We start from the raw sequence: 22,275 nt of genomic DNA, 5'->3' as shown, positions 1-22,275 counted from the left end.
CATGGCAAGCCTCGCCGAGAAACGCATCGACGATGTCGAGGATCAGATCGTGCAGTCCGAGGGACAGACCGAGGTCCAGTCGGAGGCGCGCCCCGAAGAATTGCGCCTGCTTGAAGCGCTGCTGTTCGCGTCCACCGAGCCTCTCGACCAGTCCGCACTGGCCAAGCGCATGCCGGATGGTGTCGATATCAAGGCGGCACTGGCGCAGTTGCAGGCCGATTACGCCATGCGCGGCGTCAATCTGGTCCGTGTCGCCAATAAGTGGACGTTCCGCACCGCCGGTGATCTGTCCTGGCTGATGACCCGCGAGACCACCGAAACCCGCAAGCTGTCGCGTGCGGCGATCGAAGTGCTCGCCATCGTTGCCTATCACCAGCCGGTGACCCGCGCCGAGATCGAAGACATTCGCGGCGTCATCACCTCCAAGGGCACGCTCGACGTGCTGCTGGAGACCGGCTGGATCAAGCCGCGCGGCCGGCGCAAGACGCCGGGCCGTCCGCTGACTTTCGGCACCACCGAGAGCTTCCTGTCGCAGTTCAGCCTGGAGGCACTCGGCGATCTGCCGGGTCTTGAGGAACTCAAGGGCACAGGCCTCTTGGATTCGCGGCTGCCGTCCGGCTTCAGCGTGCCCAATCCGTCTGACGATCCGACGCTCCGCGAGGACGAGGATCCCCTGGAAGGCGGCGAGCTGGAGCTGGCGCTGTCGGCGCCCGATCCGGAATTCCCGGAACTGCAACTCAAGGAACCCGAAGCCGGGACTGTCGGATATGCTGGTGAGGCCCAGGCATTTGCCGAGGCCAAGGCCGAATTCACTGAAACGACAGATGTCGTGGAGCCAGAGAGCGAAGCGGCCGAGGTCGCGGAACTTGAAGCGCGCGATCTCGACGTGATCGAGCCCGAGCAAGGCGAGGCCGAAGCGGCTGAAGTCGCAGAGCCCGAGTCGGGTGAAGACGAGACCGCTGAGCCCGAAACGGCCGAACTCGACGACGATTCCGACGACGCGGAAGACGACGAGCTCGACGAGGACGATCAGGACGAAGATGAGCCGGATGACGCTGAGCCGGACGCAACCGACCGGGACAACGACCGCAAGCACTGATCGCGGCATTAACGCTCGCGGCATTGCGCCGCGACATCCGCGATTCCACGAGGGTTAAGTCCTTGTTTTTGACACCCCCGCAGCCTACGTTCCGGTCAGATCAGGCCGGGCGACTGGCCGCGTGTTTGGAGGGTTAGCAGGATGGGTTCACTCAGCATTTGGCACTGGATCGTCGTGATCGGAGTGGTCCTGCTGTTGTTCGGGCGCGGCAAGATTTCCGACCTGATGGGCGACGTTGCGCAGGGCATCAAAGCCTTCAAGAAGGGCATGGCGGACGACGACAAGCCGGCAGACAAGCCGACCGAGCCGGTTCGCACCATCGACCAGACCCCGCCGGCGCCGACCGCCAACCGTACGGACGTCGGCAGCAAGGTTGTCTGAGGTTCCGAAGGGATTGTCCTTGGGGATCGCGGCGGCCATTGAAGGAGACGCGGGCACATCCAGCCCCGCGTGAGCGGATTTTTTCATGTTCGACATCGGGTGGAGTGAACTGGTCGTCATCGCGGTCGTCGCGCTGATTGCCATCGGCCCGAAGGAATTGCCCGGCGTGCTGCGCATGGTCGGGCAGTGGATGGGCAAGGCCCGCAAGATGGCCTCAGAATTCCAGGGCCAGTTCAACGAGGCGATGCGCGAAGCCGAAATGGCCGACGTCAAAAAGGCCTTCGACGACGTGAAGGATGTCGCTTCCGGCTTCACCACCAACAACATCATGACCTCGCTGACCAAGGACGTCAGTGACGCCATGGCCATCGACAAGGCTGACAATCTCGACACGCCTCCGGCCGTGCCCACCACGCCCGAGCCGCCTACACCCGAGACCTTCGTTGAGGCCGAGACGCATGCGCAGGAAACTGCTGCAGTGAACGAACCCCTGGCCATTACCCGGGAAGTGCAGCCGTCGCCGGTCGAAACTCCCGCTGCCGCCCATGATGGCGCAGCAGCCCCCGACGCGGCCAGTCCCGATGTTCTGAAGGACGCCAAAGCGTCATGAGTGCCGAAGATATCGAAGCCTCCAAGGCTCCCTTGATGGATCACCTGATCGAGCTGCGGTCGCGGCTGATCAAAGCGCTGCTCGCATTTGCCGTGGCCTTCATCTTCTGCTTCTTCTTCGCCAAGCAGATCTACAACGTCCTGGTCTGGCCGTTCGTCTGGGTCGCCGGCCCAGAGAATTCGAAGTTCATCTACACCGCGTTGCTGGAGTACTTTCTGACCCAACTCAAGTTGGCGATGTTTGGCGCCGGCTTCATCTCGTTTCCGGTAATTGCCGCGCAGATCTACATGTTCGTGGCGCCCGGCCTCTACAAGCACGAGAAGGGCGCGTTTCTGCCTTACCTGATCGCGACGCCGTTCTTCTTCGCGCTGGGCTCGCTGCTGGTCTATTTCCTCGTGCTGCCGATGCTGATCCGGTTCTCGCTGGGCATGCAGCAGACCGGAAGCTCCGATACCGCGCAGATCGCGCTGCTGCCCAAGGTAGGCGAATATCTCTCACTGATGATGTCGCTGATCTTCGCCTTCGGAATCGCCTTCCAGCTCCCCGTCATCCTGACACTGCTTGGCCGCATCGGCATCCTCACCTCGAAGCAGCTGCGCGAAAAGCGCCGCTACTTCATCGTCATCGCTTTCGTTATCGCGGCCGTGCTGACGCCGCCCGATGTGATCAGCCAGGCCTCCCTCGCGATCCCGCTGCTGATCCTCTACGAAGGTTCGATTATCGCGGTCAGCATGGTCGAGAAGAATGCCGCCAAGGCCGCTGCTGCCAAGGCTGCGGCGGGGACCGGCACGGACGTGACGCCGGCTGAGTAGGGGCGTCGCCTCCTTGCAATCACAACCTCGGCAATCTACTTTGGGTTGTGTTTGGTCTTGTGCTGGGGAGGTGATTGTGGCCTTTGCATTTGATACACTCGGCTATTCGAAGCGTCTCCGCGAAGCGGGGATCGCGGATAAGCAGGCCGAGGCACACGCTGAAGCGGCACGGGATTTCATCATGACCGAGCTAGTGACGAAATCTGACTTGCTTGGAGTGAAGTTGGACCTGGAGTCTAGATTGCTTGCCACACGGAATGATTTGCAGGCCGCTATCGAGAAATCTTCACTGCAGATGACGTTACGTCTTGGCGGCATCGTCGCGGTTGGCATCGGTATATTAGCGGCTCTCCAGCGCATGCATTAACGGGCCGCTGGCCCATTTCATGTTCCAAATGCCAGCTATTCGGGGTACTCAGAGCCGCTTTCGCTCAGGAATCCCGTCATGCACGACATTAAATTGATCCGCGACAATCCCGAAGCTTTCGACGCTGCGCTGAAGCGGCGGGGACTGGCGCCGCTGTCGGTATCGCTGCTGGCGATCGATGAAGCGCGCCGGACCGCGATCCTTGCGTCCGAGCAGGCGCAAGCCCGGCGCAATGCGGCCTCGAAGGAAATCGGTGAAGCCAAGAAGACCAAGGACGAGGTGCGCGCCAATGCGCTAATGGCCGAGGTCACCGAACTCAAGACAACGATGCCGGCGATGGAAGCCGCGGTGAAGAACGCCGAGGATAAGCTCAAGGTCGCGCTTGCCGAAATCCCGAACCTGCCGCTCGACGACGTGCCTGAGGGTGTCGACGAACACGGCAATGTCGAGCGTCATCACTTCGGCGCCAGGCGCAACTACGCGTTCACGCCGAAAGCTCATTACGATATCGGCGAAGCCTTGGGCTTCATGGATTTCGAGGCCGCGGCCAAACTCTCGGGCGCACGCTTCGTCGTGCTTAAGAAAGGCCTTGCACGGCTGGAGCGTGTCATCGGGCAGTTCATGCTCGATCTGCATACGAATGAGCATGGCTACACGGAAGTGAACCCACCGCTCTTGGTTCGCGACGATGCGATGTTTGGCACTGCGCAGCTTCCGAAGTTTCGCGATGATCAATTCGCCGCCGGTGCGATCGGTAGTGAAGGGCAGGGTTACTGGCTGATCCCGACCGCCGAAGTCCCGCTGACGAATCTCGTTCGTGAATCCATCCTTGAAGAAAAAGAGCTGCCGCTGCGTATGACGGCGCTGACGCCGTGCTTCCGCGCCGAGGCTGGTGCTGCCGGCCGCGATACGCGTGGCATGATCCGCCAGCACCAGTTCACCAAGGTCGAATTGGTTTCGATCACCACGCCTGAGGAAAGCAAGAACGAGCATGAGCGCATGCTGTCCTGCGCCGAGGAAGTGCTGCGCCGGCTTGGCCTGCATTACCGCGTGATGACGCTGTGTACTGGCGACATGGGTTTTGCTGCGCAAAAGACCTACGACATCGAGGTCTGGATGCCGGGCCAGGGCGACGGCGGTGCTTACCGCGAGATTTCGTCCTGTTCGGTCTGCGGCGATTTCCAGGCGCGTCGCATGGATGCGCGCTCGCGCGGGCCGGATGGCAAACCGCGCTTCGTGCACACTCTGAATGGTTCGGGCACCGCCGTCGGTCGCGCGCTGATCGCCGTGATGGAAAACTATCAGCAGGAAGACGGCTCGATTGCCGTGCCGGATGTGTTGCAGCCTTATATGGGCGGGCTCAAAGTCGTCCAGGCCGGCTAGGCGTCGTCGCGCGCCAGCCGCTCAGGCGCGGCTGGCTGTGACCAGCGCGCATTTGGCTTTCTCGGCTTTTATGTTGACAAAGCCCATATGCGTCATCGGAAACGCCTTGCGGCTCTTCGTGCTGACGGTCTCCGCGATGACGCGGCGCCGCTCCGTCACATAGCGCCCATCCCTGCTGCGGAAGGCGCAGGCGATTTCGAGGTCCTTGACCGGATAGTCATTGGCGTTGCGGACTGTGAACGTCATCAGCGCCCTGGAGCCGAGGCCGCCGCGGCGAAACGATTGGCGGGAGAGGCTGAGACGGTTGAGCTCCGCGGCGTCGGGGACGCTGACGAGTTGTGAAGGAGTGGGTTTGGCAAAGTCCTCCTCACTCAACTCGTCGGGCATAGTTGCCACTACCGCCGTCTTGAGGGTGAGATCGGGCTTGGTCTCGGCCAATCTGGGAAGCAGCAGCCACCCCGTCAGGGCGACAACCGCGATCGCCGGCAATCCGATGATCAACACCCGTTCGAGCTGTTTCGCCATCTCCGTCGCCCTGTGGGGCGCTGCGACCAAGGCCATCCAGGTCGAGCGCGCATGCTTCAGACGCAACTGGCACTCACCTACCTAAGTTAAAAATCCCGGCGCCGCCGAAATGTTCCGGCTCGCGGGAAAAATCGCCTTCGAGACAGCCTCGGCAGCGCACGAGCAGCGCCCAAAATGGGGGTGGCAAAAGCGGGCACATGCTGGCAAAAACCGGTGCCGGCCAGCGGCCCTCCCGATCGAAAAGGCACCTCACGAATGCGCATTCTCTGCACCAATGACGACGGCATTCACGCCCCCGGCCTGAAGATCATCGAGCAGATCGCCAAGGAATTGTCCGACGACGTCTGGGTGGTGGCGCCCGAACTCGATCAGTCCGGTGTGTCGCATTCATTGTCGCTGAACGATCCGTTGCGGCTGCGCGAAGTCGGCCCGCGGCACTATGCCGTGCGCGGCACGCCGACCGACTGCGTCATCATGGGCGCGCGCCATATCCTGAAAGACAAGCAGCCAGATCTCGTATTGTCCGGCGTCAACAAGGGCCGCAACGTCGCCGAGGACGTGGTCTATTCCGGTACCATCGCCGGTGCGCTCGAGGGCACCATTCTCGGCATTCCGTCGGTGGCGTTGAGCCAGGAATTCTCCATGGAAACGCGTCACAACCCGCAATGGGAGACCGCGTTGAAATATGGGCCGGACGTGCTGCGCAAGGTCATCAAGGCGAGCGTGCCGAAGAATACCGTCATCAACGTCAACTTCCCGGCCTGCGCGGCCGACGAGGTGAAAGGTGTCGTTGTCACCCGGCAGGGCAAGCGCAATCAGGGCTTTCTGCGCGTCGATGAGCGGCGCGATGGCCGCAACAATCCGTATTTCTGGATCGGTTTCGAGCGCATCGTCGCCGCGGAAGCCCCGCTGGAGGGTACCGATCTCGCAGCGCTTGCTGCGCGCTATGTCTCGGTCACGCCGCTGCGTCTCGATCGCACGGATGATGTATTCTCCGAAGCGCTGACCAAGGCGCTTGGCTGAGAGTTCGAAATAGGCGAGTGGGCTCGCCTAGACCGCGACGCCCTTGAGCGTCGTTGACAGCACCTGCGCCAGCGTTTCCATCTGGAACGGCTTCTGCAGCGTCGGGCGGTCACGAAATTCTTCCGGCAGGCCTTGCGCGCCGTAGCCAGTCGCGAAGATGAACGGGCGGTTGCGCGATGCGATCACTTCCGCGACCGGCGAAATCACCTTGCCGTTGACGTTGACGTCGAGGATCGCAATGTCGAACTTGGCAGACCCAGCCAGCTTGATCGCTTCGTTGATGTCACCGGCTTCGGCGGCTACGCTATAGCCGAGTTCCTCGAGCATATCGGCGACCATCATGCGGATCATGACCTCGTCTTCGACCAGGAAGACGGAGCCGCCCGGCGGGTTCGTTGCAGTCATGGCCGGTTTCCTTGCCCCAATCCTCTGAACAAAATCGCAAATTCCCGGGTTGAACGCAATCTCGACGCATTGCCATTTTCGTGACCCAAAGACGCAGTCGCGTGCTCGGTACCAGATAGAGCAAGATCAGGATTTCAGCGCCTCGCCCATAACAGGCTGGTATGTTGCTGGTTCCGCGCGCGGAACAATAAAAGTTGTCGTTAGGCTATCCCGGTTCCGATCGCAGAAATACATCAATCTATCTTTGCTAGATTGAGAGTGTTTCTAACCTGTGCTGCGTGAGGCATTTCCATGATTACCGTCGGACAGCCGCCTGAACAGATGACGTTTCAGCTTGGTCTGCGGCGCCGTGGGATCAGCGATCGGCTGGTGTTGCGCGCAATGGAGGATATTCCGCGTGATCGCTTCGTTGAGCCGGACGATCGCGCCCATGCCTGGCGGGATACGGCCTTGGCCATTGCCTGCGGTCAAACCATCAGCCAGCCCTTCGTGGTGGCCTATATGACCGAACAGCTGCAATTGAATGCTGGTCACCGTGTGCTCGAGGTCGGCACGGGATCGGGCTACCAGGCCGCGATCCTGTCAAAGCTTGTCCGCGACGTGCTCAGCATTGAGCGTTATCGCACGCTGGCCGATGCCGCCCGGACCCGGCTGGAGGCACTTGGTCTCCACAATATCGAGGTCATGCTCGGCGATGGCCTCAATCCGGCTGCCAATTTGGGATCGTTTGACCGGATCGTCGTGACCGCCGCAGTGGAGGAGGTGCCGGTGGCGCTGACCGATCGGCTTGAGGAGGGGGGTATTCTGCTTGCGCCGGTTGGTCCTCATAATGGCGTCCAGACCCTGGTCCGGATCCGCAAAACCGGGGATGGATTGGAGCGAAAGGAGCTCGTGGATGTACGTTTCGTGCCTGCACTTCCGGGCATCGCGCGCGAACTCTGAAAAAAGTTCGTGAACGGCTGTCACGTGTTGGTCGCAAGGTTAAAGGCTTGGTAACGGAGACGGTGTTTACTCAATTCAGTTGTTTGTTGCGTATGAGTGAGTAACCAATGTCCAGCGTTGTCGAGTTGCTTTACTCGCGCCGCGCTCCGCAGGTCGCGGTGCTGGCGCTGATGTCTATCGGTTTTGCCGGCTGCAGCGCCGACATGCAGACACGGCTATCTCAGAATCCAAATTTTGACTCAGGTCAGTCCCGTGGCTTTGGCTGGCAAGGTGAAACCACCGGCTCGGTACCGCAGCGCGCACCGCGCGCGCCGGTCGAGCGCCAGGAACTGCCACAATATCAGCGTCCGGCCTATAATCCGCAGCCGCAGTATCAATCCCAGCCATTGCCGCCGCCGATCTCGGCGCCGCAGTCCTATCCGACAGCCCGTCCGGTTGCATCGGCTGCTCCCGTCAGCGGGGGCGGCAACGGTATGTATACGCCGCCGCCCGCACGTACGCCGATCGAAACCACCGGCTCCACGGCACCGCGCTCGGTTGCAGCGACCAACGGCCTTGCCCGTGATGGCGGCACCTCGATCATCGTCGGCACCAGCGATACGCTCGATGGTCTGGCGAAACGCTACAACGTTTCGTCGGCTGCGATCCTGCAGGCCAATGGCTACAAGGGGCCGCGCGCGCTGTCGCCCGGCCAGTCGCTGATCATTCCGCGTCAGGGCGCCGCGGCAACTCCGGCCGTTGCTGCTGCTCCGAGCAAACCTGCCTTCGGCACATCGACCACGCATTTCGTCAATCGCGGCGATACGCTGATGAGCATCTCGCGCCGGAACAACGTGTCGGTCGCCGAACTCGCGCGCGCCAATGGTCTGGCGCCGACTGCCCAGTTGAAGCTCGGCTCCAAGATCACGATACCAGGCGCGCGTACGGCTTCTGCGGCTCCCGCGGCCGCGCCGCTTGCTGCGCCCGTCGCAGCCGTGACGGCCGCTCCGGCTGGCGCGGTTACGTCCGCTGCCGTGGCCCGTGTTGCTTCTGCCGAACCCGCACAGAAGGCCCGTCTGGCAAGTGCCACGACGACGCCTGAAGAAACCGCGCCGGAATCGCCAACTAAAGCCGCTGACGCAACCGGCGCTTTGCCGACGTTCCGTTGGCCGGTGCGCGGCCGCGTGGTCACAGGCTATGGCGCCAAGACCAATGGCAAGTCCAACGACGGCATCAACGTCGCCGTGCCGGAAGGCACGCCGATCAAGGCTGCCGAAGATGGCGTCGTTGCCTATTCCGGCAACGAGCTGAAGGGTTACGGCAATCTGGTCCTCGTTCGTCACTCCAACGGCTACGTCACCGCATATGCCCATGCGAGTGAGCTGATGGTGAAGCGTGGCGAGACCATCAAGCGCGGTCAGGTGATCGGCAAGTCCGGCCAGTCCGGTGAGGTTACTTCGCCGCAGCTTCACTTCGAGATCCGCAAGGGCTCGTCGCCGGTCGATCCGCTGCAGTTCCTCAACGGGGCGTAAGCGCAATCCACGAAGTGTAGTTCGCATTTAAGCAAGCCCGGCCTCGTGCCGGGCTTGATGCGTTTGATCTCGGGGCTACGGCCCACTCCAGCTCCGGACTCTTCAACGCGCTGCTGCGAGTGGGCAGCTTGCGCGCGCAAGCTCGGTTGACTGCCGCGCGATGTTGCCCATATGTGGACATGTCGTGGTTCTTCGGGAAGGTTTGCCCGAAGCTAAGAGGGAAGCCGGTGAGGCGTTAAGCCAAGGCCGGAGCTGCCCCCGCAACTGTAAGCGGTGAGCCGCTGTCCATTAAAGTCACTGAGACCCGCAAAGGTTTTGGGAAGGCCGGACAGCAGCATTGACCCGCGAGCCAGGAGACCTGCCTCGACAACATAAACGTCCTCGGGCGGGGTGTCCCGGTGGTGCGGTTGCGATTCCGCGACTGCCGTCGTGGAATCCAGACGTGTCACTTTGGCCTTTTGCCCCCAATCATTGGGGTTAAGCCATGTCTACTGTGTCAAAGTCTACTTCTTCCAAGTCTTCTGCCAAATCTACGTCCTCGCTTCCTGTTGCTACGTTGGGAACGCCACGGATCGGTCCGCGGCGTGAGCTCAAGATGGCGCTGGAAAGCTATTGGTCCGGTGCAATCGACGAGAATGCGCTGATCGATGTCGGCGTCGGGCTGCGTGCCGCAAACTGGGCACGTCAGAAGTCGCTTGGGATCACGGTCATGCCGTCGAACGACTTCTCGTTCTACGATCAGGTACTCGATACCAGCGTCATGGTAGGCGCTATTCCGAAGGTCTATGGCTGGAAGGGCGGAGACGTTTCCTTCGCGACCTATTTTGCCATGGCACGTGGATCACAAGGCACCGCGCATGACGAGGCCTGTACGCATGGGTCTCATGATGCGTCCCACGGCGTGCCAGCGCAGGAGATGACCAAGTGGTTTGATACCAACTACCATTTCATGGTCCCGGAGGTGACGCCGGATCAGACGTTTAGTCTCGCATCGCGCAAGCCGATCAAGGAGTACGAAGAGGCGAGATCGCTGGGCTATCAGACACGACCTGTGCTGATTGGGCCTGTGACCTATCTGAAACTGGCCAAGAGTGCGGATGCGTCATTCGATCCGGTGACGCTGCTCGACAGATTGCTGCCTGTTTACGTCGAGGTGCTCGGGGAATTGGCCGACAGAGGCGCCGAATGGGTACAACTGGACGAGCCGTGTCTGGTGCTCGATCTCGACGCACCGGCCCAGCAGGCGCTGCAGCGGACTTACGCCGCCTTTGCAGAAGCGGTCCCGCAACTCAGGATCATGCTGAACACTTATTTTGGCGAACTTGGCGACAACCTCGATCTGGCCCTGTCACTTCCCGTCGCCGGGCTTCATCTCGATCTGGTCCGCGCGCAGGACCAGTTCGATGAAGTCGCTGCGAAGGCGCGGAAGGACATGATCCTCTCGCTGGGCGTGATCGATGGCCGCAATATCTGGCGGTCCGATTTGTCCAGCTTGCTCGATAGTCTGGAACCCATGGTCGATCTCCTGGGGAGGGATCGCGTTGAGCTCGCGCCGTCCTGTTCGCTGCTACATGTGCCGATCGATCTCAGCCTTGAGACTGATCTCGATCCGGACGTCAAAAGCTGGCTGGCTTTTTCGATCCAGAAGATGGAAGAGCTGGCCGCACTTGGAGCAGCGCTGGCTGGCAACCGCGCTGATGTCGCTGCAACGCTTGCCGCGTCGGATGCCGCGGCGGCTGCGCGACTGGCATCGTCGAAGATCCACGATCTTGCGGTCGCCAAACGCGTCGCTTCTGTTGATGCGACCATGCGTCGTCGCAGCAGTGACTTTGCCACACGTGCGGCCGATCAGCATCGACGCTTCAAGCTGCCGGCATTCCCGACAACGACCATCGGCTCGTTTCCGCAGACCGCGGAAGTGAGAAACGCACGCGGGGCCCATGTCAGGGGCACACTCAGCGATGCCGCCTACAAGACGTTCCTGCAGAATCAGACGGCGAGGGCGGTGCGCTGGCAGGAGAATATCGGTCTCGATGTGTTGGTGCATGGCGAGTTCGAGCGCAACGACATGGTGCAGTATTTTGGCGAGCAACTTTCCGGCTTCGCCTTCACCAAGCATGGCTGGGTCCAGTCCTATGGCTCCCGTTATGTACGGCCTCCTGTCTTGTTTGGAGATGTGTCCCGGCCACATCCCATGACCGTCGAATGGTGGCACTATTCGCAGTCGCTCACCGACCGGCCGATGAAGGCGATGCTGACAGGGCCTGTCACGATCCTGAACTGGTCATTCGTGCGTGATGACATTCCCCGCGAAGTCGCCTGTCGCCAGATCGCGCTCGCGATACGCGATGAGGTGGCCGATCTTGAAAAGGCTGGGGCCGGTATGATCCAGATCGACGAAGCGGCACTCCGCGAAGGGCTTCCGCTGCGCAAATCGGAATGGAAGTCCTATCTCGATTGGGCCGTGGAGAGCTTCCGTATCTGTTCGTCGGGTGTGCGTGACGACACGCAGATCCATACGCATATGTGCTACTCGGAGTTCAACGACATCATCGACGCGATCGGTGCCATGGACGCCGACGTGATCTCCATCGAAACGTCACGGTCGAAGATGGAACTGCTCGATGCATTCAGGACCTACAAGTACCCGAACGAGATAGGTCCGGGCGTTTACGACATCCACTCGCCGCGGGTGCCTGAAACGCGCGATATGGTCGATCTGCTCAAGCTTGCACGGCAGCGGCTGGCGGACTCCCAGCTCTGGATCAATCCCGATTGCGGGCTGAAGACCCGCAAATGGGAGGAGGTGCGGCCTGCGCTCGTGAATATGGTCGCGGCGGCACGTGAGTTGCGAAGCCTCGCCTAGGGCGAGTCGAATGCCGCCCCGTTGTCATGACGGGGCGGCATTTGCCTTTACTTTGTGGCCAGCTTCATGCCGAGACGGCCAGCGAGTTCCTGTACGAATTGCCAGGCCACGCGACCTGAGCGCGAGCCACGGGTGGTCGACCATTCCAATGCGTCTCGCTCCAGCTCGGCGGCGTCGGTCTTGAGGCCATAGTGGCTGCAATAGCCGCGCACCATGTCGAGATATTCGTCCTGGCTGCATTTGTGGAAGCCGAGCCAGAGGCCGAAACGATCCGACAGCGACACCTTCTCTTCGACCGCTTCGCCGGGATTGATCGCGGTCGAGCGTTCGTTCTCGATCATCTCGCGCGCCAGAAGATGGCGGCGGTTCGAGGTCGCATAGAGGATCACGTTGTCCGGCCGGCCTTCGATGCCGCCTTCCAATACGGCTTTCAGCGATTTGTAGGACGCATCGTTGCCGTCGAAAGAAAGATCATCGCAGAACACGATGAAATAGAAATCCGAAGCGCGGATCTGTTCCATCAGGGCGGGCAGACTTTCAATATCCTCGCGATGGATTTCGACCAGCTTGAGGCGGCCGGCGACGGACTTGCTGGCATTGACCGAGGCATGGGCGGCCTTGACCAGTGACGACTTGCCCATGCCGCGTGCGCCCCACAGCAGCGCGTTATTGGCTGGCAGGCCGTTGGCGAAACGCCGGGTGTTCTCGATCAGAGTGTCGACCTGCTGATTGATGCCCTGCAGCAGGCCAATATCGACCCGGCTGACCTTCGGTACGGGAGCCAGGCGGCCGTCGGGATGCCAGATGAAGGCCTCGGCGCTGGCCAGAGAATCGGCATTGGAGCGCTTCGGCGCCGTGGCAGCCATACCCGCGGCAATTGCTTCGAGGGCGAGCGCGATCCGCTCCTCCGTCGGGGGAGCGGCGGCTGGTCGCGGACGTTTTGCCGCGGTCTTCGTCGTGCGGGTCGCGGGAGCCTTTTTGGCAGGGCGGCGGCTTGTTTTATTGGGCTTTTTTGACATTTTTGACTTTCCTCGGCGCGCACCCATATCGAGCCCGGAACACATCCGCAAGCGGTACAAATCGCAGACAAATCAGAGGGTTTACCGGCGTTGCAATTGGGACGCCGGCCGCTATAGTCCGCGCGAATTTACCCAAACCGGCCGAACGCCGACGCGTCGCCGGTTATTCCCCAGCGTTCACGAGGACTTCCGATGTTCATTACCCCTGCGTTTGCCCAGGCTGCAGCCGGCGGCGACACCAACAGCATGCTGATGTCGCTGCTGCCTTTCGCGCTGATCTTCGTGATCATGTATTTCCTGATTCTGCGTCCGCAGCAGAAGAAGGTGAAGGACCACGCCGAGATGGTGAAGAACATCCGCCGCGGCGACACCATCGTCACCTCGGGCGGTCTGGTCGGCAAGGTCACCAAGGTGGTCGATGACGAGCAGGTCGAGTTCGAACTCGCTGAAGGCGTTCGCGTACGTCAGCTCCGCACGATGATCTCGGGCGTGCGCACCAAGGGTGAGCCCGCCAAGGAGAAGGCGGACAAGGCTGATGCCAAGGACGACGCGGCCGCGAGCTGATGCGTTTGCGCGTCGCCCCTTCAAGAATCTGACGGATCATCTCGATGTTGTATTTCACGCGGTGGAAGGCGCTGGCGGTCATTCTGACGGCGCTCGTGGTCTGCCTGTGCGCGGTTCCGAATTTCTTCCCCGAAGCCACCGTGAAAACCTGGCCGAAATGGGCGCAGCGCCATCTGGTGCTGGGCCTCGACTTGCAGGGCGGCTCGCACATCCTGCTCGAAGTCGATGCCAATTCGGTCAAGAAGGACAAGCTCGATCAGGTGCGCGACGACGTCCGTCGCACGCTGCGTGATGCCAAGATCGTCTATACCGGCCTTGGCGTTCGCGGCGACAATGTCGAAGTCCGTATCACCAAGGACACCGAGTATCAGACCGCGCTCACCAAGCTGCGTGAACTGTCACAGCCGCTCGGCGGCTTGATGGGGCAGAGCGGCCAGCGCAGCCTGGAAGTCTCGGACGCAGGCAACGGCCTGATCCGTCTCTCGGTGCCGCCGGCAGCGATCAATGACCGCATCCGCCAGTCGGTCGAGCAATCGATCCAGATCGTCGAGCGCCGCGTCAACGAACTTGGCACCGTTGAACCGCTGATCCAGCGTCAGGGTCTCGATCGCATCCTGGTGCAGGTGCCGGGCCTACAGGACCCGACCCGCCTCAAGGAACTGCTTGGCAAGACGGCGAAGCTCGACTTCCGCATGGTCGACACCTCGCTCCCGGCGGAGCAGGCACAAGGCAGGGTGCCGCCCGACTCCGAACTCCTGATGAGCTCGCAATCTCCGAAGACGCCGTATCTCGTGAAGAAGGAAGTGCTGGTCTCGGGCGCTGACCTGACCGATGCGCAGCCGGGCTTCGACCAGCGCACCAACGAGCCGATCGTCTCGTTCCGCTTCAACACGTCCGGCGCCCGCAAGTTCGCCGATGCCACGGTGAAGAACGTCAATCTGCCCTTCGCCATTGTGCTCGATAACGAAGTGGTCTCCGCCCCGGTCATTCGCGAGCCGATCACCGGCGGCTCCGGCCAGATCTCCGGCAGCTTCACGGTGCAGGGCGCCAATGATCTCGCGATCCTGCTGCGTGCCGGCGCGCTGCCTGCGCCGCTCAGCATCATCGAGGAGCGTACTGTTGGCCCCGGCCTCGGCGCCGACTCGATCGCCAAGGGCGAACTCGCCGCCTATGTCGGCTCCATCCTCGTCATCGTCTTCATGCTGCTGACCTACCGCCTGTTCGGCCTGTTCGCCAATATCGCGGTGACCATCAACGTTCTGATGATTTTCGGTATCCTGTCGCTGCTCAACGCCACGCTGACGCTGCCCGGCATCGCTGGCATCGTGCTGACGGTCGGCATCGCCGTGGACTCGAACGTGCTGATCTATGAGCGCATCCGCGAGGAGTTGCGCGCCGGCCGCACCGCCATTTCGGCGATCGATGCCGGCTTCAAGCGCGCGCTGGCGACCATTCTGGATTCCAACATCACGACCTTCATCGCCGCTGCGGTGCTGTTTTACATCGGCACCGGACCGGTCCGCGGCTTCGCCGTGACCTTTGGCATTGGCATCATCACAACGGTTTTCACGGCCTTCACCGTGACCCGTCTGATCGTCGCCGGCTGGGTCAGGTGGAAGCGGCCGACCAGCGTGCCGATTTGAGTTTACGGAGCAGATTTTGACAACGACACAAATGGTTCTGGCAGGTCTGGGCGCGCTGATCGTCATTCTGTCGATCGTGGCGATCTTCGATCTGTTGCCGTCGCTCCGCATCGTCCCCGACGATACGAAGTTCGATTTCACGCGCTTCCGCCGCATCTCGTTCCCGATCTCGGCGCTGCTGTCGATCCTCGCCATCGTGCTGTTCTTCACGCACGGACTGAATTTCGGCATCGACTTCAAGGGTGGCACGCTGCTCGAAGTCCAGGCCAAATCCGGTACGGCCGATATCAGCGCGATGCGCTCGACGCTCGCCGCCCTGCAACTCGGCGACGTGCAGCTGCAGCAGTTCGGCGGCGCGGCCGACGTGCTGATCCGTCTGGCCGAACAGCCGGGTGGCGATGCCGCGCAGCAGGCCGCCGTTCAGAAGGTTCGTGCAGCCCTCGGTGACAGCGTCGAATATCGCCGCGTCGAAGTGGTGGGTCCGCGCGTCTCCGGCGAATTGCTGGCTTACGGCATGCTCGGCCTGATCGTCGCGATCATGGGCATCCTGATCTATCTCTGGTTCCGCTTCGAATGGCAGTTCGCCTTGGGCGCCATGATCGCCAACGTCCACGATATCGTGCTGACGATCGGCTTCATGTCGATCACGCAGGTCGACTTCGATCTCACCAGTATTGCGGCGCTGCTGACCATTCTCGGTTATTCGCTGAATGACACCGTGGTCATCTACGATCGTATTCGCGAGATTCTGCGTCGCTACAAGAAGATGCCGATGCCGGAGCTGCTGAACGAGTCGATCAATTCGACGCTGTCGCGTTCGATCATCACCCACGTCACCGTGACGCTGGCGCTGCTGGCGCTCTACGCGTTTGGCGGCCAGGCGATCCACTCCTTCACCGCCGTCATGATCTTCGGCGTCGTGCTGGTCGGCACCTACACCTCGATCTTCATCGCTGCGCCGCTGCTGATCTATCTCGGCGTCGGCGAACACCGCGAAGACGCCGACAAGCCCGCCGCGAAGCCGAAGCCCTGAGATGCCGGTCGATCCCGAAGCGCCGCACCTTCCGCGCTCGGCCGCCATCGAAGCCTACGGCAAGGGCGGCTTCCACTTCGACACCATGTCGCATCAGGGCTCGCTGCTCTGCCTGCCCGATGCGGTCTGGGCGTGGTCGGTGACCAAGGCCAGTGACATCGACCGCCATTCTCTCCGGCGCGTGTTCGAAGGCGCAGCAGGCATCGACACGCTGATCATCGGCACCGGCAACGAGGTCTGGATCGTCCCGAACGATCTTCGCAACGCCTTGCGCAATCTGCATGTAGTGATCGACGCGATGCAGACCGGTCCTGCGATCCGCACCTATAATGTCATGTTGGGCGAGCGCCGCCGCGTTGCCGCCGCGCTGATCGCGGTGCCATGAGTAGTGCTGATCAGAGCTCCGCGGCTTTCTGCGCGGAGTTGGTGCGCAGCCACGACTTCGACCGCTACGCATCGACCTTGTTCGTGCCTGCCGACAAGCGCCGTTCGCTGCTGGCGCTCTATGCGTTCAATACGGAAATTACCCGCGTCCGTGAGCTGGTGAAACAGCCGTTGCCCGGCGAAATCCGGCTGCAATGGTGGACCGATATGCTGGCCGGCGCAGGTCATGGCGATGTCGAACAGAACCCCGTTGCTGCCGAATTACTGCTAGCGATCCGCGCGCACGATCTTTCCATCGACAGGCTGTCCAAGCTGATCGATGTGCACATCTTCGATCTCTACAACGACCCGATGCCGGATCTCGCGCTGCTGGAGAGCCACTTTCGCGATACGCTCGGGACTTTGCTGTTCTCATCGGCAAATATCCTCGGCGACGGGTCTGAGGCCAGCGCTCATGTCGCCGAGCATGCCGGGCTGGCCCAAGGCGTCGCGTGGATCATTACGCGTCTGCCCTATGACACGATGCGGCGGCAATTGTTCGTTCCCCAGGACATGCTCCTGCAGAACGGCAGCAGCGCCGATCAGATGTTTGCCGGCAAGATGACGCCAGGCATCCGTGCAACGCTGGATCGGCTGATATCAGGCGCGCAGGAGCAGCTCGCGACAGCACAGGGAATGCTTGCGGATGTAGTACCGGCGGCGCGCGCGGCGTTCCTGTCCATGGCGCTGGTGAAACACGATCTGGAGCAGATGGCGCGACCGGATCACGATCCGTTCGAGCTCCATGTCAGATCGCGGCTGCGGACCCTGTGGACGCTGTGGCGCGCGTCGCGCTCAGTGTGACGTCAGCTTCTGGTCTGTCGTCTCGAAGTTGAAACGGTCGCGCAGGTTCTTCCGCGACTCCAGGATGCCCTTCAGGAACGCGCGGTCGGCGTCGCTGGTCATCAATGGCTCCAGCAGATCGACCTGGTTCATGGCGACGAGCTGCAGCACTTCGGTGCGAATGCGGCCGGAGGTGTCGCGGGGCAGGGCTGCGACGACCTGTAGATGCTCCGGCGGCTTCGCAGCCTTTGCGGCAGCCAGTTCACCCTGCAGCTTCGCTTCCAGCGCGACATCATCGGCTTCCACGAAAGCATAGAGTCCGACGCCAGTGCGCCGGTCTGCAAAGGCGACGATCGATGCGTCGCGCACCGCCGGGTTCTGCTTGATGATCTCGAGCAGCGGGGGCGCGTCGTTGACCAGGCGCTTGCCGCCGCCCTCGCGGTCGGTGAAGTTGAAGATGCCGCGTGTGATGGCGCGATAGACCTTCTTGCCGGTCATCAGCCAGATCCGCGCCGGCAGCGACTTCTTCGAAAGGATCGCCTTTTCCTTCGGCGTCAGCAGTTCTGGCGCGTAAGTGCGCTTGTGCTTCAGGAGGTGACGCAGATCTTCATAGGCGGCGATGCGAAATAGCTGGCTGCGGGACTTGAAGCAGACCGCGAGCTGGAAGTCGGTAACATAAGCTAGCCCGTCGCTGCCGCGCAGCCAGTTCTGCTCCTTGGCGAGATCGTTATGGCACACGCCCATGCGATGCAGCTTGCGCAGCGCGAGCTTCGCGGATTTGAAATAGCGCGCATCGTGATGCGGTTTTGCGAGATGCAGCGCGACGCCGTCGATGAAGCCGCGCACCAGCGCGCGGTCGCCGGCCCAGAGTAATTCCGGTCCAACGCGCAGATCGCGCGCCAGCGTCAGTGCGCGGCGTTCCCGCGTGAACAGATGCAGCGCCAGCAGATATGACCACCACGGCACTTGATCGAGCCGGCGCAGCACCGCATCGACTTCGCCCGATGGCGTGCGATAGCGGCCGCGCTCGACGGTCGAGAACACGTCGCGTTTCAGCAACACGCCTTCGGTCCAGGTCTTGGACAGCGCAGCGGCGTCCTGTGGCGGCAAACTCATCGAACAATCCTGAAATTCAAATCGCCGGCGTCATGCCGCGGCTGCAACGGGCAGGCTGGCGGCAATCCAGTCATCCATGTCGGCCAGCGCCCGCACGCTCATCGCCTGCTTCTTGGCAACGGTCTTCTCATTGCCGCGCAGCCGCGAGCCGTCGGGCTTCTTGGTCGGCGCCTGAGCCAGCGGCGGGAACAGGCCGAAATTGATGTTCATCGGCTGGAAAGAGCGCGGTCCAGCATCGATGGTTTCGATATGGCCGCCGGTGATGTGGCCGAGCAACGAGCCCAGAGCCGTCGTCACGGGCGGGGGCGCCAGCGACTGGCGCTTGGCATCGGCCGCGGCATAGAGGCCGGCGATCAGGCCGACGCTGGCGGACTCCACATAGCCTTCGCAGCCGGTCATCTGGCCGGCGAAACGCAGGCGCGGTTGCGCCTTCAGGCGAAGTTGTTCGTCGAGCAGCTTTGGCGAGTTGAGGAACGTGTTGCGATGCAGGCCGCCAAGCCGTGCGAATTCGGCATTCTGCAGGCCGGGGATCATCCGCAATGCCTGCTGCTGCGGGCCGTATTTCAGCTTCGTCTGGAAACCGACAATGTTGTAGAGCGTGCCGAGCTTGTTGTCCTGGCGCAGCTGCACGATGGCGTAGGGCTTCACGAGGGGATCGCGCGGGTTGGTAAGGCCGACTGGCTTCATCGGGCCGTGACGCAGCGTCTCGCGGCCGCGCTCGGCCATCACTTCGATGGGCAGGCAGCCGTCGAAATAGGGCGTGTTGGTTTCCCATTCCTTGAAGTCGGTCTTTTCGCCCGCCAGCAGCGCATCGATGAAGGCGTCATACTGCTCGTGGGTCATCGGGCAGTTGATGTAGTCGGCGCCGGTGCCGCCGGGCCCGACCTTGTCGTAGCGCGACTGGAACCAGGCGATCTCCATGTCGATCGAGTCTTTATGAACGATCGGTGCGATGGCATCGAAGAAGGCCAGCGCGTTCTCGTCGGTCAGCCCACGGATGCCGTCCGCGAGCGCTGCCGAGGTCAGCGGCCCTGTCGCGACGATGACATTGCGCCAGTCGGAAGGCGGCAGGCCGGCGACTTCGGCGCGGTCGATGGTGATGAGCGGGTGGTCGTTGAGTGCCTTGGTCACGGCATCGGAGAAGCCGTCGCGGTCGACGGCCAGTGCACCGCCGGCGGGGACCTGGTTGGCATCGGCGCAGCGCATGATCAGCGAGCCCAGCTTGCGCATTTCGGCGTGCAGTAGGCCGACAGCGTTGTTGAGCGCGTCGTCAGAACGGAAGGAATTGGAGCAGACCAGTTCGGCGAGGCCATCAGTGCGATGGGCGTCGGTCATCTGGTGCGGCCGCATCTCGTGCAAGATCACGGGAATGCCAGCATGGGCGATCTGCCAAGCGGCTTCCGAGCCGGCGAGGCCCGCGCCGATCACATGGACGCAGTCGTCTGGATTTGGGGCTGTTGTCATGGCCCCGCATGTAGCGCGTTTCGGCGCGAAGTGGAATTCGCTTCGCGGAAATTCGGCCGGTTAGCCAAAGCTTTGAAGACGCTTTGGTTCGAACGCGTGTGGCGCTGAAGACGGTGTCTTCAGGGAACCACGATTGCGCCCGCGCGAGGCGGGCGCAATCCGTGAAACGCCAGGCAGGACAGATAGAACGTCCTGACGGATCAGCCGTTATAGGCGCCAGAAGCAACACGCGGAATGTCCGAACGGTCGAGACCGATGTCGGAAAGCTCGCGATCGCTGAGCTGGGAGAGTTCGGCAACGTTGCGCTGATAGTCGCGGAACGCCTGGATCATGCGGATGAATGAAAGCAGCATTTGAGTTCTCCTTCGTTAAGCGATTCATCTCTTGCGAGGTGCTTCGCTGTTGAAGTGAATATAGGTGACAATATCGCAGTGCAGCAGTCGAGATGTTGCGATGCAGCTAGTCAAGGACTGCATAGCTCGCGCAAGGAATGATTAACCTCTCGGCGCTCGGAGGCGATTTTGCGGGCACAGTGCGTATTGAGGCACCTTTAGAGATGATTATAGCTGTTAATTAGTCAGTTAAATCATGCGTTTGGAGGTGTTCCAAAGCCCAGCCGGATACCAGAGGCTGAACCGGCGCGATAAAGCCTTTCTGACCTCAATCAGCCAGCGCACTCGGCGGTTCCTCGTAAGTTCCTGCCTGGCGTCGCTATGCGTGATTCGCATACGAGTGTTAAGAATGAACATAAAGTCATCCTTACGCGAGGCTTGCGGGGCGACTTTTCTCTAAACTGCATGCGTGAAGGCAAATACATATGCAACTCGAGGTCCTGCGCGAAACGCGGTTGCTGTTGGCCTCCGGAGGCACATCAAAAGGCCGATGCTGCGACGTCAGTAAACGCGCGCGAATTACATTTGTGTAAGTTTGTTGCTCTCGATGTCTGAAGCGCCAAAAAGTTGAGTGTTCTTGGTGGCGATCACAACCGGCTCACATTCAATTCACTGCGGCTGTTATTTCCTGGATCGCAGCGGGACGTATCAATTCCTTCTACAGAATCCGGCAATGGCGTCGGTTCTGTTGCGAAGGACAAATAAGATGATCACAAGATTACTGGGAGCGGCCGCCATGGCTGCTGTTGTGTTCGCTACGGTGCCGGCTTCGGCTGCACGTATGGAAGGCTGCAGCGGCAGCAACCTGCTGAAAACCGAAACCGCCGTCGAAGCGATGCCGGACGGCGATGCGAAGTGGGTTGCGTTCAAGGAAATGACGGATGCGCAGACCGCGTTGCTCGACAACAAGATGGGCGTGTGTGCGGTCCATCTGACCAGGGCCATGCATGTTGGCATGACGAAGTAGGACATCACGGGAGAGGCCGCTTGCTGAGGAGCGGACGGCCCTTCCATCATCTCATGCGAGTCTACGGTTCTTTGGCGAGCTGACTGGCGAAAGTGGCGATGGTCTTCGAATAGACCTCGCTCTTGTTCCACTGCTGAATGACCGCGAAGTTCGCAGTCCCCGGCGCAAAATCCTGATCGCGCTTCCAGCCATAACTGGCGAGATAGTTTGCCGTTGAGGCCAGCACGTCGGGCGCGCTGCGCAGCAGGTCGCGATGGCCATTGCCGTCGAAGTCGACTGCGAATTTCAGGTAGGACGATGGCATGAATTGCGTCTGGCCGATTTCGCCGGCCCAGGCGCCATGCATCTCGGCCGGTGCGAGGTCGCCGCGGTCGACGATGCGCAGGGCATCGAGCAATTCACCGCGAAACATCTCGGCGCGTCGACAATCATATGCGAGCGACGCGATGGCGCGGATGGTAGGGAATTTGCCGACGTTCACGCCATAGTCGGTCTCCAGTCCCCAGATCGCCACCAGCACCGGGCCGGGCACGCCATATTGCTGTTCGATGCGTCCGAGCACCGAGCCGTAACGCTTCAGCATGTCGCTGCCACGACGCAGCCTTGGCGGCACCATGCGTCCGGAGAATTCCTCAAAGCTTTGTTTGAAGACCTGCTGGCCGCGATCGCGCGATAATACGCTGTTGTCGAAGGTGACGCCGGTCAATGCTGCATCGACGGTCTTCTGCGAAATGCCCTTGCCGACGGCTTCCGTCTTGAAGGCGGCGAGCCAACCATCGAAACTGCCTGTGCCGCAGGAGGGCGCAGCAACGGCCGGCGCTAGCGGCGAGATCAGGACTGTACCAAGCAGGAACGTACAAAGCAGGGCGCGCATGGTCTCAAGGCTCTCATTCGATCGTGAATAATGTCGCGACGATATTGCGCGATGAGCCTTCCGGTGAACCACG

The 22,275-nt window shown here is 61.4% G+C and carries 23 protein-coding genes and 1 riboswitch; of the genes, 16 read left to right on the top strand and 7 right to left on the bottom strand.

The features are described 5' to 3' along the window. Position 1 precedes the first annotated feature (1 nt). From scpB to serS, 6 genes are all read left to right on the top strand, one after another. Positions 2 to 1,099 (top strand): SMC-Scp complex subunit ScpB, encoded by a 1,098-nt coding sequence (gene scpB, locus AB8A23_RS21635; protein WP_439058262.1) that lies wholly within the window; start codon positions 2 to 4, stop codon positions 1,097 to 1,099. Between the two features lie 141 nt (positions 1,100 to 1,240). Continuing rightward, the gene (locus AB8A23_RS21630) at positions 1,241 to 1,480 is read left to right on the top strand and encodes a twin-arginine translocase TatA/TatE family subunit (protein WP_068730798.1); all 240 of its coding nucleotides are present in this window, start codon (positions 1,241 to 1,243) and stop codon (positions 1,478 to 1,480) included. 85 nt (positions 1,481 to 1,565) lie between these two features. Continuing rightward, positions 1,566 to 2,090 carry a Sec-independent protein translocase protein TatB gene (gene tatB / locus AB8A23_RS21625; RefSeq protein ID WP_120289910.1) on the top strand — a complete coding sequence of 175 codons (525 nt, stop codon included), beginning with the start codon at positions 1,566 to 1,568 and terminating at the stop codon, positions 2,088 to 2,090. Beyond that, positions 2,087 to 2,902 (top strand): twin-arginine translocase subunit TatC, encoded by an 816-nt coding sequence (tatC, locus tag AB8A23_RS21620; RefSeq protein WP_089264481.1) that lies wholly within the window; start codon positions 2,087 to 2,089, stop codon positions 2,900 to 2,902. Before tatB ends, tatC begins: the two co-directional genes overlap by 4 nt. Before the next feature lie 76 nt (positions 2,903 to 2,978). Then, positions 2,979 to 3,269: a hypothetical protein gene (locus tag AB8A23_RS21615; protein ID WP_089264720.1), complete on the top strand. Its 291-nt coding sequence runs from the start codon at positions 2,979 to 2,981 to the stop codon at positions 3,267 to 3,269. Positions 3,270 to 3,347: 78 nt separating this feature from the next. Further along, positions 3,348 to 4,652 carry a serine--tRNA ligase gene (gene serS, locus AB8A23_RS21610; protein WP_439058263.1) on the top strand — a complete coding sequence of 435 codons (1,305 nt, stop codon included), beginning with the start codon at positions 3,348 to 3,350 and terminating at the stop codon, positions 4,650 to 4,652. 21 nt (positions 4,653 to 4,673) lie between these two features. Here serS and AB8A23_RS21605 read toward each other — a convergent pair whose 3' ends face one another. Then, entirely contained in the window at positions 4,674 to 5,177 is a 504-nt protein-coding gene (locus AB8A23_RS21605) for a hypothetical protein (RefSeq protein ID WP_175367040.1), read from the bottom strand. A 255-nt stretch (positions 5,178 to 5,432) separates the two neighbouring features. Here AB8A23_RS21605 and surE point away from each other — a divergent pair, with 255 nt between their 5' ends. Next, entirely contained in the window at positions 5,433 to 6,200 is a 768-nt protein-coding gene (gene surE / locus AB8A23_RS21600) for a 5'/3'-nucleotidase SurE (protein ID WP_175367039.1), read from the top strand. 27 nt (positions 6,201 to 6,227) lie between these two features. Here surE and AB8A23_RS21595 read toward each other — a convergent pair whose 3' ends face one another. Next, positions 6,228 to 6,605 (bottom strand): response regulator, encoded by a 378-nt coding sequence (locus tag AB8A23_RS21595; protein ID WP_120289904.1) that lies wholly within the window; start codon positions 6,603 to 6,605, stop codon positions 6,228 to 6,230. A gap of 291 nt (positions 6,606 to 6,896) precedes the next feature. On the opposite strand from AB8A23_RS21595, the gene AB8A23_RS21590 reads away from it, so the two are divergent. The 3 genes from AB8A23_RS21590 (at position 6,897) to metE (ending at position 11,924) form a co-directional block, all read left to right on the top strand. Beyond that, positions 6,897 to 7,547 (top strand): protein-L-isoaspartate(D-aspartate) O-methyltransferase, encoded by a 651-nt coding sequence (locus tag AB8A23_RS21590; protein ID WP_246297623.1) that lies wholly within the window; start codon positions 6,897 to 6,899, stop codon positions 7,545 to 7,547. A 107-nt stretch (positions 7,548 to 7,654) separates the two neighbouring features. Then, positions 7,655 to 9,058, top strand: a complete 1,404-nt coding sequence (locus AB8A23_RS21585) for a peptidoglycan DD-metalloendopeptidase family protein (RefSeq protein ID WP_439058264.1) — start codon at positions 7,655 to 7,657, stop codon at positions 9,056 to 9,058. 168 nt (positions 9,059 to 9,226) lie between these two features. Next, positions 9,227 to 9,438: riboswitch (cobalamin riboswitch) on the top strand. 104 nt (positions 9,439 to 9,542) lie between these two features. Then, positions 9,543 to 11,924 carry a 5-methyltetrahydropteroyltriglutamate--homocysteine S-methyltransferase gene (metE, locus tag AB8A23_RS21580; RefSeq protein ID WP_439058265.1) on the top strand — a complete coding sequence of 794 codons (2,382 nt, stop codon included), beginning with the start codon at positions 9,543 to 9,545 and terminating at the stop codon, positions 11,922 to 11,924. Between the two features lie 47 nt (positions 11,925 to 11,971). Here the strand turns inward: metE and AB8A23_RS21575 are convergent, their stop codons facing one another. Then, entirely contained in the window at positions 11,972 to 12,943 is a 972-nt protein-coding gene (locus AB8A23_RS21575; RefSeq protein WP_439058266.1) for an ATP-binding protein, read from the bottom strand. A 192-nt stretch (positions 12,944 to 13,135) separates the two neighbouring features. Here AB8A23_RS21575 and yajC point away from each other — a divergent pair, with 192 nt between their 5' ends. From yajC to AB8A23_RS21550, 5 genes are read left to right on the top strand one after another with little or no spacing between them, the layout of a single operon-like run. Next, positions 13,136 to 13,507: a preprotein translocase subunit YajC gene (gene yajC, locus AB8A23_RS21570; RefSeq protein WP_093758697.1), complete on the top strand. Its 372-nt coding sequence runs from the start codon at positions 13,136 to 13,138 to the stop codon at positions 13,505 to 13,507. A 44-nt stretch (positions 13,508 to 13,551) separates the two neighbouring features. Then, positions 13,552 to 15,150, top strand: a complete 1,599-nt coding sequence (gene secD, locus AB8A23_RS21565; protein ID WP_093758696.1) for a protein translocase subunit SecD — start codon at positions 13,552 to 13,554, stop codon at positions 15,148 to 15,150. 31 nt (positions 15,151 to 15,181) lie between these two features. Continuing rightward, a complete protein-coding gene (gene secF, locus AB8A23_RS21560; protein WP_170849718.1) occupies positions 15,182 to 16,183 on the top strand; it encodes a protein translocase subunit SecF in 1,002 nt (333 codons plus the stop codon). Position 16,184: 1 nt separating this feature from the next. Beyond that, positions 16,185 to 16,568: an Mth938-like domain-containing protein gene (locus AB8A23_RS21555; RefSeq protein WP_089264470.1), complete on the top strand. Its 384-nt coding sequence runs from the start codon at positions 16,185 to 16,187 to the stop codon at positions 16,566 to 16,568. Then, the gene (locus AB8A23_RS21550) at positions 16,565 to 17,410 is read left to right on the top strand and encodes a phytoene/squalene synthase family protein (protein WP_439058267.1); all 846 of its coding nucleotides are present in this window, start codon (positions 16,565 to 16,567) and stop codon (positions 17,408 to 17,410) included. The genes AB8A23_RS21555 and AB8A23_RS21550 overlap by 4 nt, the downstream gene beginning before the upstream one ends. Here AB8A23_RS21550 and AB8A23_RS21545 read toward each other — a convergent pair. From AB8A23_RS21545 to AB8A23_RS21535, 3 genes are all read right to left on the bottom strand, one after another. Beyond that, a complete protein-coding gene (locus tag AB8A23_RS21545) occupies positions 17,402 to 18,505 on the bottom strand; it encodes a serine/threonine protein kinase (RefSeq protein ID WP_439058268.1) in 1,104 nt (367 codons plus the stop codon). The two genes, AB8A23_RS21550 and AB8A23_RS21545, sit on opposite strands and share 9 nt — an antisense overlap. A gap of 30 nt (positions 18,506 to 18,535) precedes the next feature. Next, positions 18,536 to 19,969, bottom strand: a complete 1,434-nt coding sequence (gene trmFO, locus AB8A23_RS21540) for a methylenetetrahydrofolate--tRNA-(uracil(54)-C(5))-methyltransferase (FADH(2)-oxidizing) TrmFO (RefSeq protein ID WP_439058269.1) — start codon at positions 19,967 to 19,969, stop codon at positions 18,536 to 18,538. A gap of 200 nt (positions 19,970 to 20,169) precedes the next feature. Further along, entirely contained in the window at positions 20,170 to 20,322 is a 153-nt protein-coding gene (locus AB8A23_RS21535; protein WP_081421766.1) for a DUF1127 domain-containing protein, read from the bottom strand. 775 nt (positions 20,323 to 21,097) lie between these two features. Here AB8A23_RS21535 and AB8A23_RS21530 point away from each other — a divergent pair. Continuing rightward, positions 21,098 to 21,328 carry a hypothetical protein gene (locus AB8A23_RS21530; RefSeq protein WP_320444061.1) on the top strand — a complete coding sequence of 77 codons (231 nt, stop codon included), beginning with the start codon at positions 21,098 to 21,100 and terminating at the stop codon, positions 21,326 to 21,328. A 61-nt stretch (positions 21,329 to 21,389) separates the two neighbouring features. Here AB8A23_RS21530 and AB8A23_RS21525 read toward each other — a convergent pair whose 3' ends face one another. Then, entirely contained in the window at positions 21,390 to 22,202 is an 813-nt protein-coding gene (locus AB8A23_RS21525; RefSeq protein ID WP_439058270.1) for a lytic murein transglycosylase, read from the bottom strand. Between the last annotated feature and the right edge of the window lie 73 nt (positions 22,203 to 22,275).

The organism is Tardiphaga sp. 619_E2_N8_4, assembly GCF_051810905.1.
Taxonomy (GTDB): Bacteria; Pseudomonadota; Alphaproteobacteria; order Rhizobiales; family Xanthobacteraceae; genus Tardiphaga; species Tardiphaga robiniae.
The sequence above is the reverse complement of the archived record's forward strand: the minus strand, read 5'-3'. Positions and strand labels throughout refer to the sequence as shown.

Bases quoted from the DNA above. Each gene is read 5' to 3' on its own strand.
- trmFO (WP_439058269.1), bottom strand. From the start codon at position 19,969: ATGACAACAGCCCCAAATCCAGACGACTGCGTCCATGTGATCGGCGCG.
- AB8A23_RS21550 (WP_439058267.1), top strand. From the start codon at position 16,565: ATGAGTAGTGCTGATCAGAGCTCCGCGGCTTTCTGCGCGGAGTTGGTG.
- surE (WP_175367039.1), top strand. From the start codon at position 5,433: ATGCGCATTCTCTGCACCAATGACGACGGCATTCACGCCCCCGGCCTG.
- metE (WP_439058265.1), top strand. From the start codon at position 9,543: ATGTCTACTGTGTCAAAGTCTACTTCTTCCAAGTCTTCTGCCAAATCT.
- yajC (WP_093758697.1), top strand. From the start codon at position 13,136: ATGTTCATTACCCCTGCGTTTGCCCAGGCTGCAGCCGGCGGCGACACC.
- AB8A23_RS21605 (WP_175367040.1), bottom strand. From the start codon at position 5,177: ATGGCGAAACAGCTCGAACGGGTGTTGATCATCGGATTGCCGGCGATC.
- AB8A23_RS21530 (WP_320444061.1), top strand. From the start codon at position 21,098: ATGGCTGCTGTTGTGTTCGCTACGGTGCCGGCTTCGGCTGCACGTATG.
- AB8A23_RS21595 (WP_120289904.1), bottom strand. From the start codon at position 6,605: ATGACTGCAACGAACCCGCCGGGCGGCTCCGTCTTCCTGGTCGAAGAC.
- AB8A23_RS21590 (WP_246297623.1), top strand. From the start codon at position 6,897: ATGATTACCGTCGGACAGCCGCCTGAACAGATGACGTTTCAGCTTGGT.
- AB8A23_RS21545 (WP_439058268.1), bottom strand. From the start codon at position 18,505: ATGAGTTTGCCGCCACAGGACGCCGCTGCGCTGTCCAAGACCTGGACC.
- scpB (WP_439058262.1), top strand. From the start codon at position 2: ATGGCAAGCCTCGCCGAGAAACGCATCGACGATGTCGAGGATCAGATC.
- AB8A23_RS21525 (WP_439058270.1), bottom strand. From the start codon at position 22,202: ATGCGCGCCCTGCTTTGTACGTTCCTGCTTGGTACAGTCCTGATCTCG.
- secF (WP_170849718.1), top strand. From the start codon at position 15,182: ATGGTTCTGGCAGGTCTGGGCGCGCTGATCGTCATTCTGTCGATCGTG.
- AB8A23_RS21535 (WP_081421766.1), bottom strand. From the start codon at position 20,322: ATGCTGCTTTCATTCATCCGCATGATCCAGGCGTTCCGCGACTATCAG.
- secD (WP_093758696.1), top strand. From the start codon at position 13,552: ATGTTGTATTTCACGCGGTGGAAGGCGCTGGCGGTCATTCTGACGGCG.
- AB8A23_RS21585 (WP_439058264.1), top strand. From the start codon at position 7,655: ATGTCCAGCGTTGTCGAGTTGCTTTACTCGCGCCGCGCTCCGCAGGTC.
- serS (WP_439058263.1), top strand. From the start codon at position 3,348: ATGCACGACATTAAATTGATCCGCGACAATCCCGAAGCTTTCGACGCT.
- AB8A23_RS21555 (WP_089264470.1), top strand. From the start codon at position 16,185: ATGCCGGTCGATCCCGAAGCGCCGCACCTTCCGCGCTCGGCCGCCATC.
- tatB (WP_120289910.1), top strand. From the start codon at position 1,566: ATGTTCGACATCGGGTGGAGTGAACTGGTCGTCATCGCGGTCGTCGCG.
- AB8A23_RS21630 (WP_068730798.1), top strand. From the start codon at position 1,241: ATGGGTTCACTCAGCATTTGGCACTGGATCGTCGTGATCGGAGTGGTC.
- AB8A23_RS21575 (WP_439058266.1), bottom strand. From the start codon at position 12,943: ATGTCAAAAAAGCCCAATAAAACAAGCCGCCGCCCTGCCAAAAAGGCT.
- tatC (WP_089264481.1), top strand. From the start codon at position 2,087: ATGAGTGCCGAAGATATCGAAGCCTCCAAGGCTCCCTTGATGGATCAC.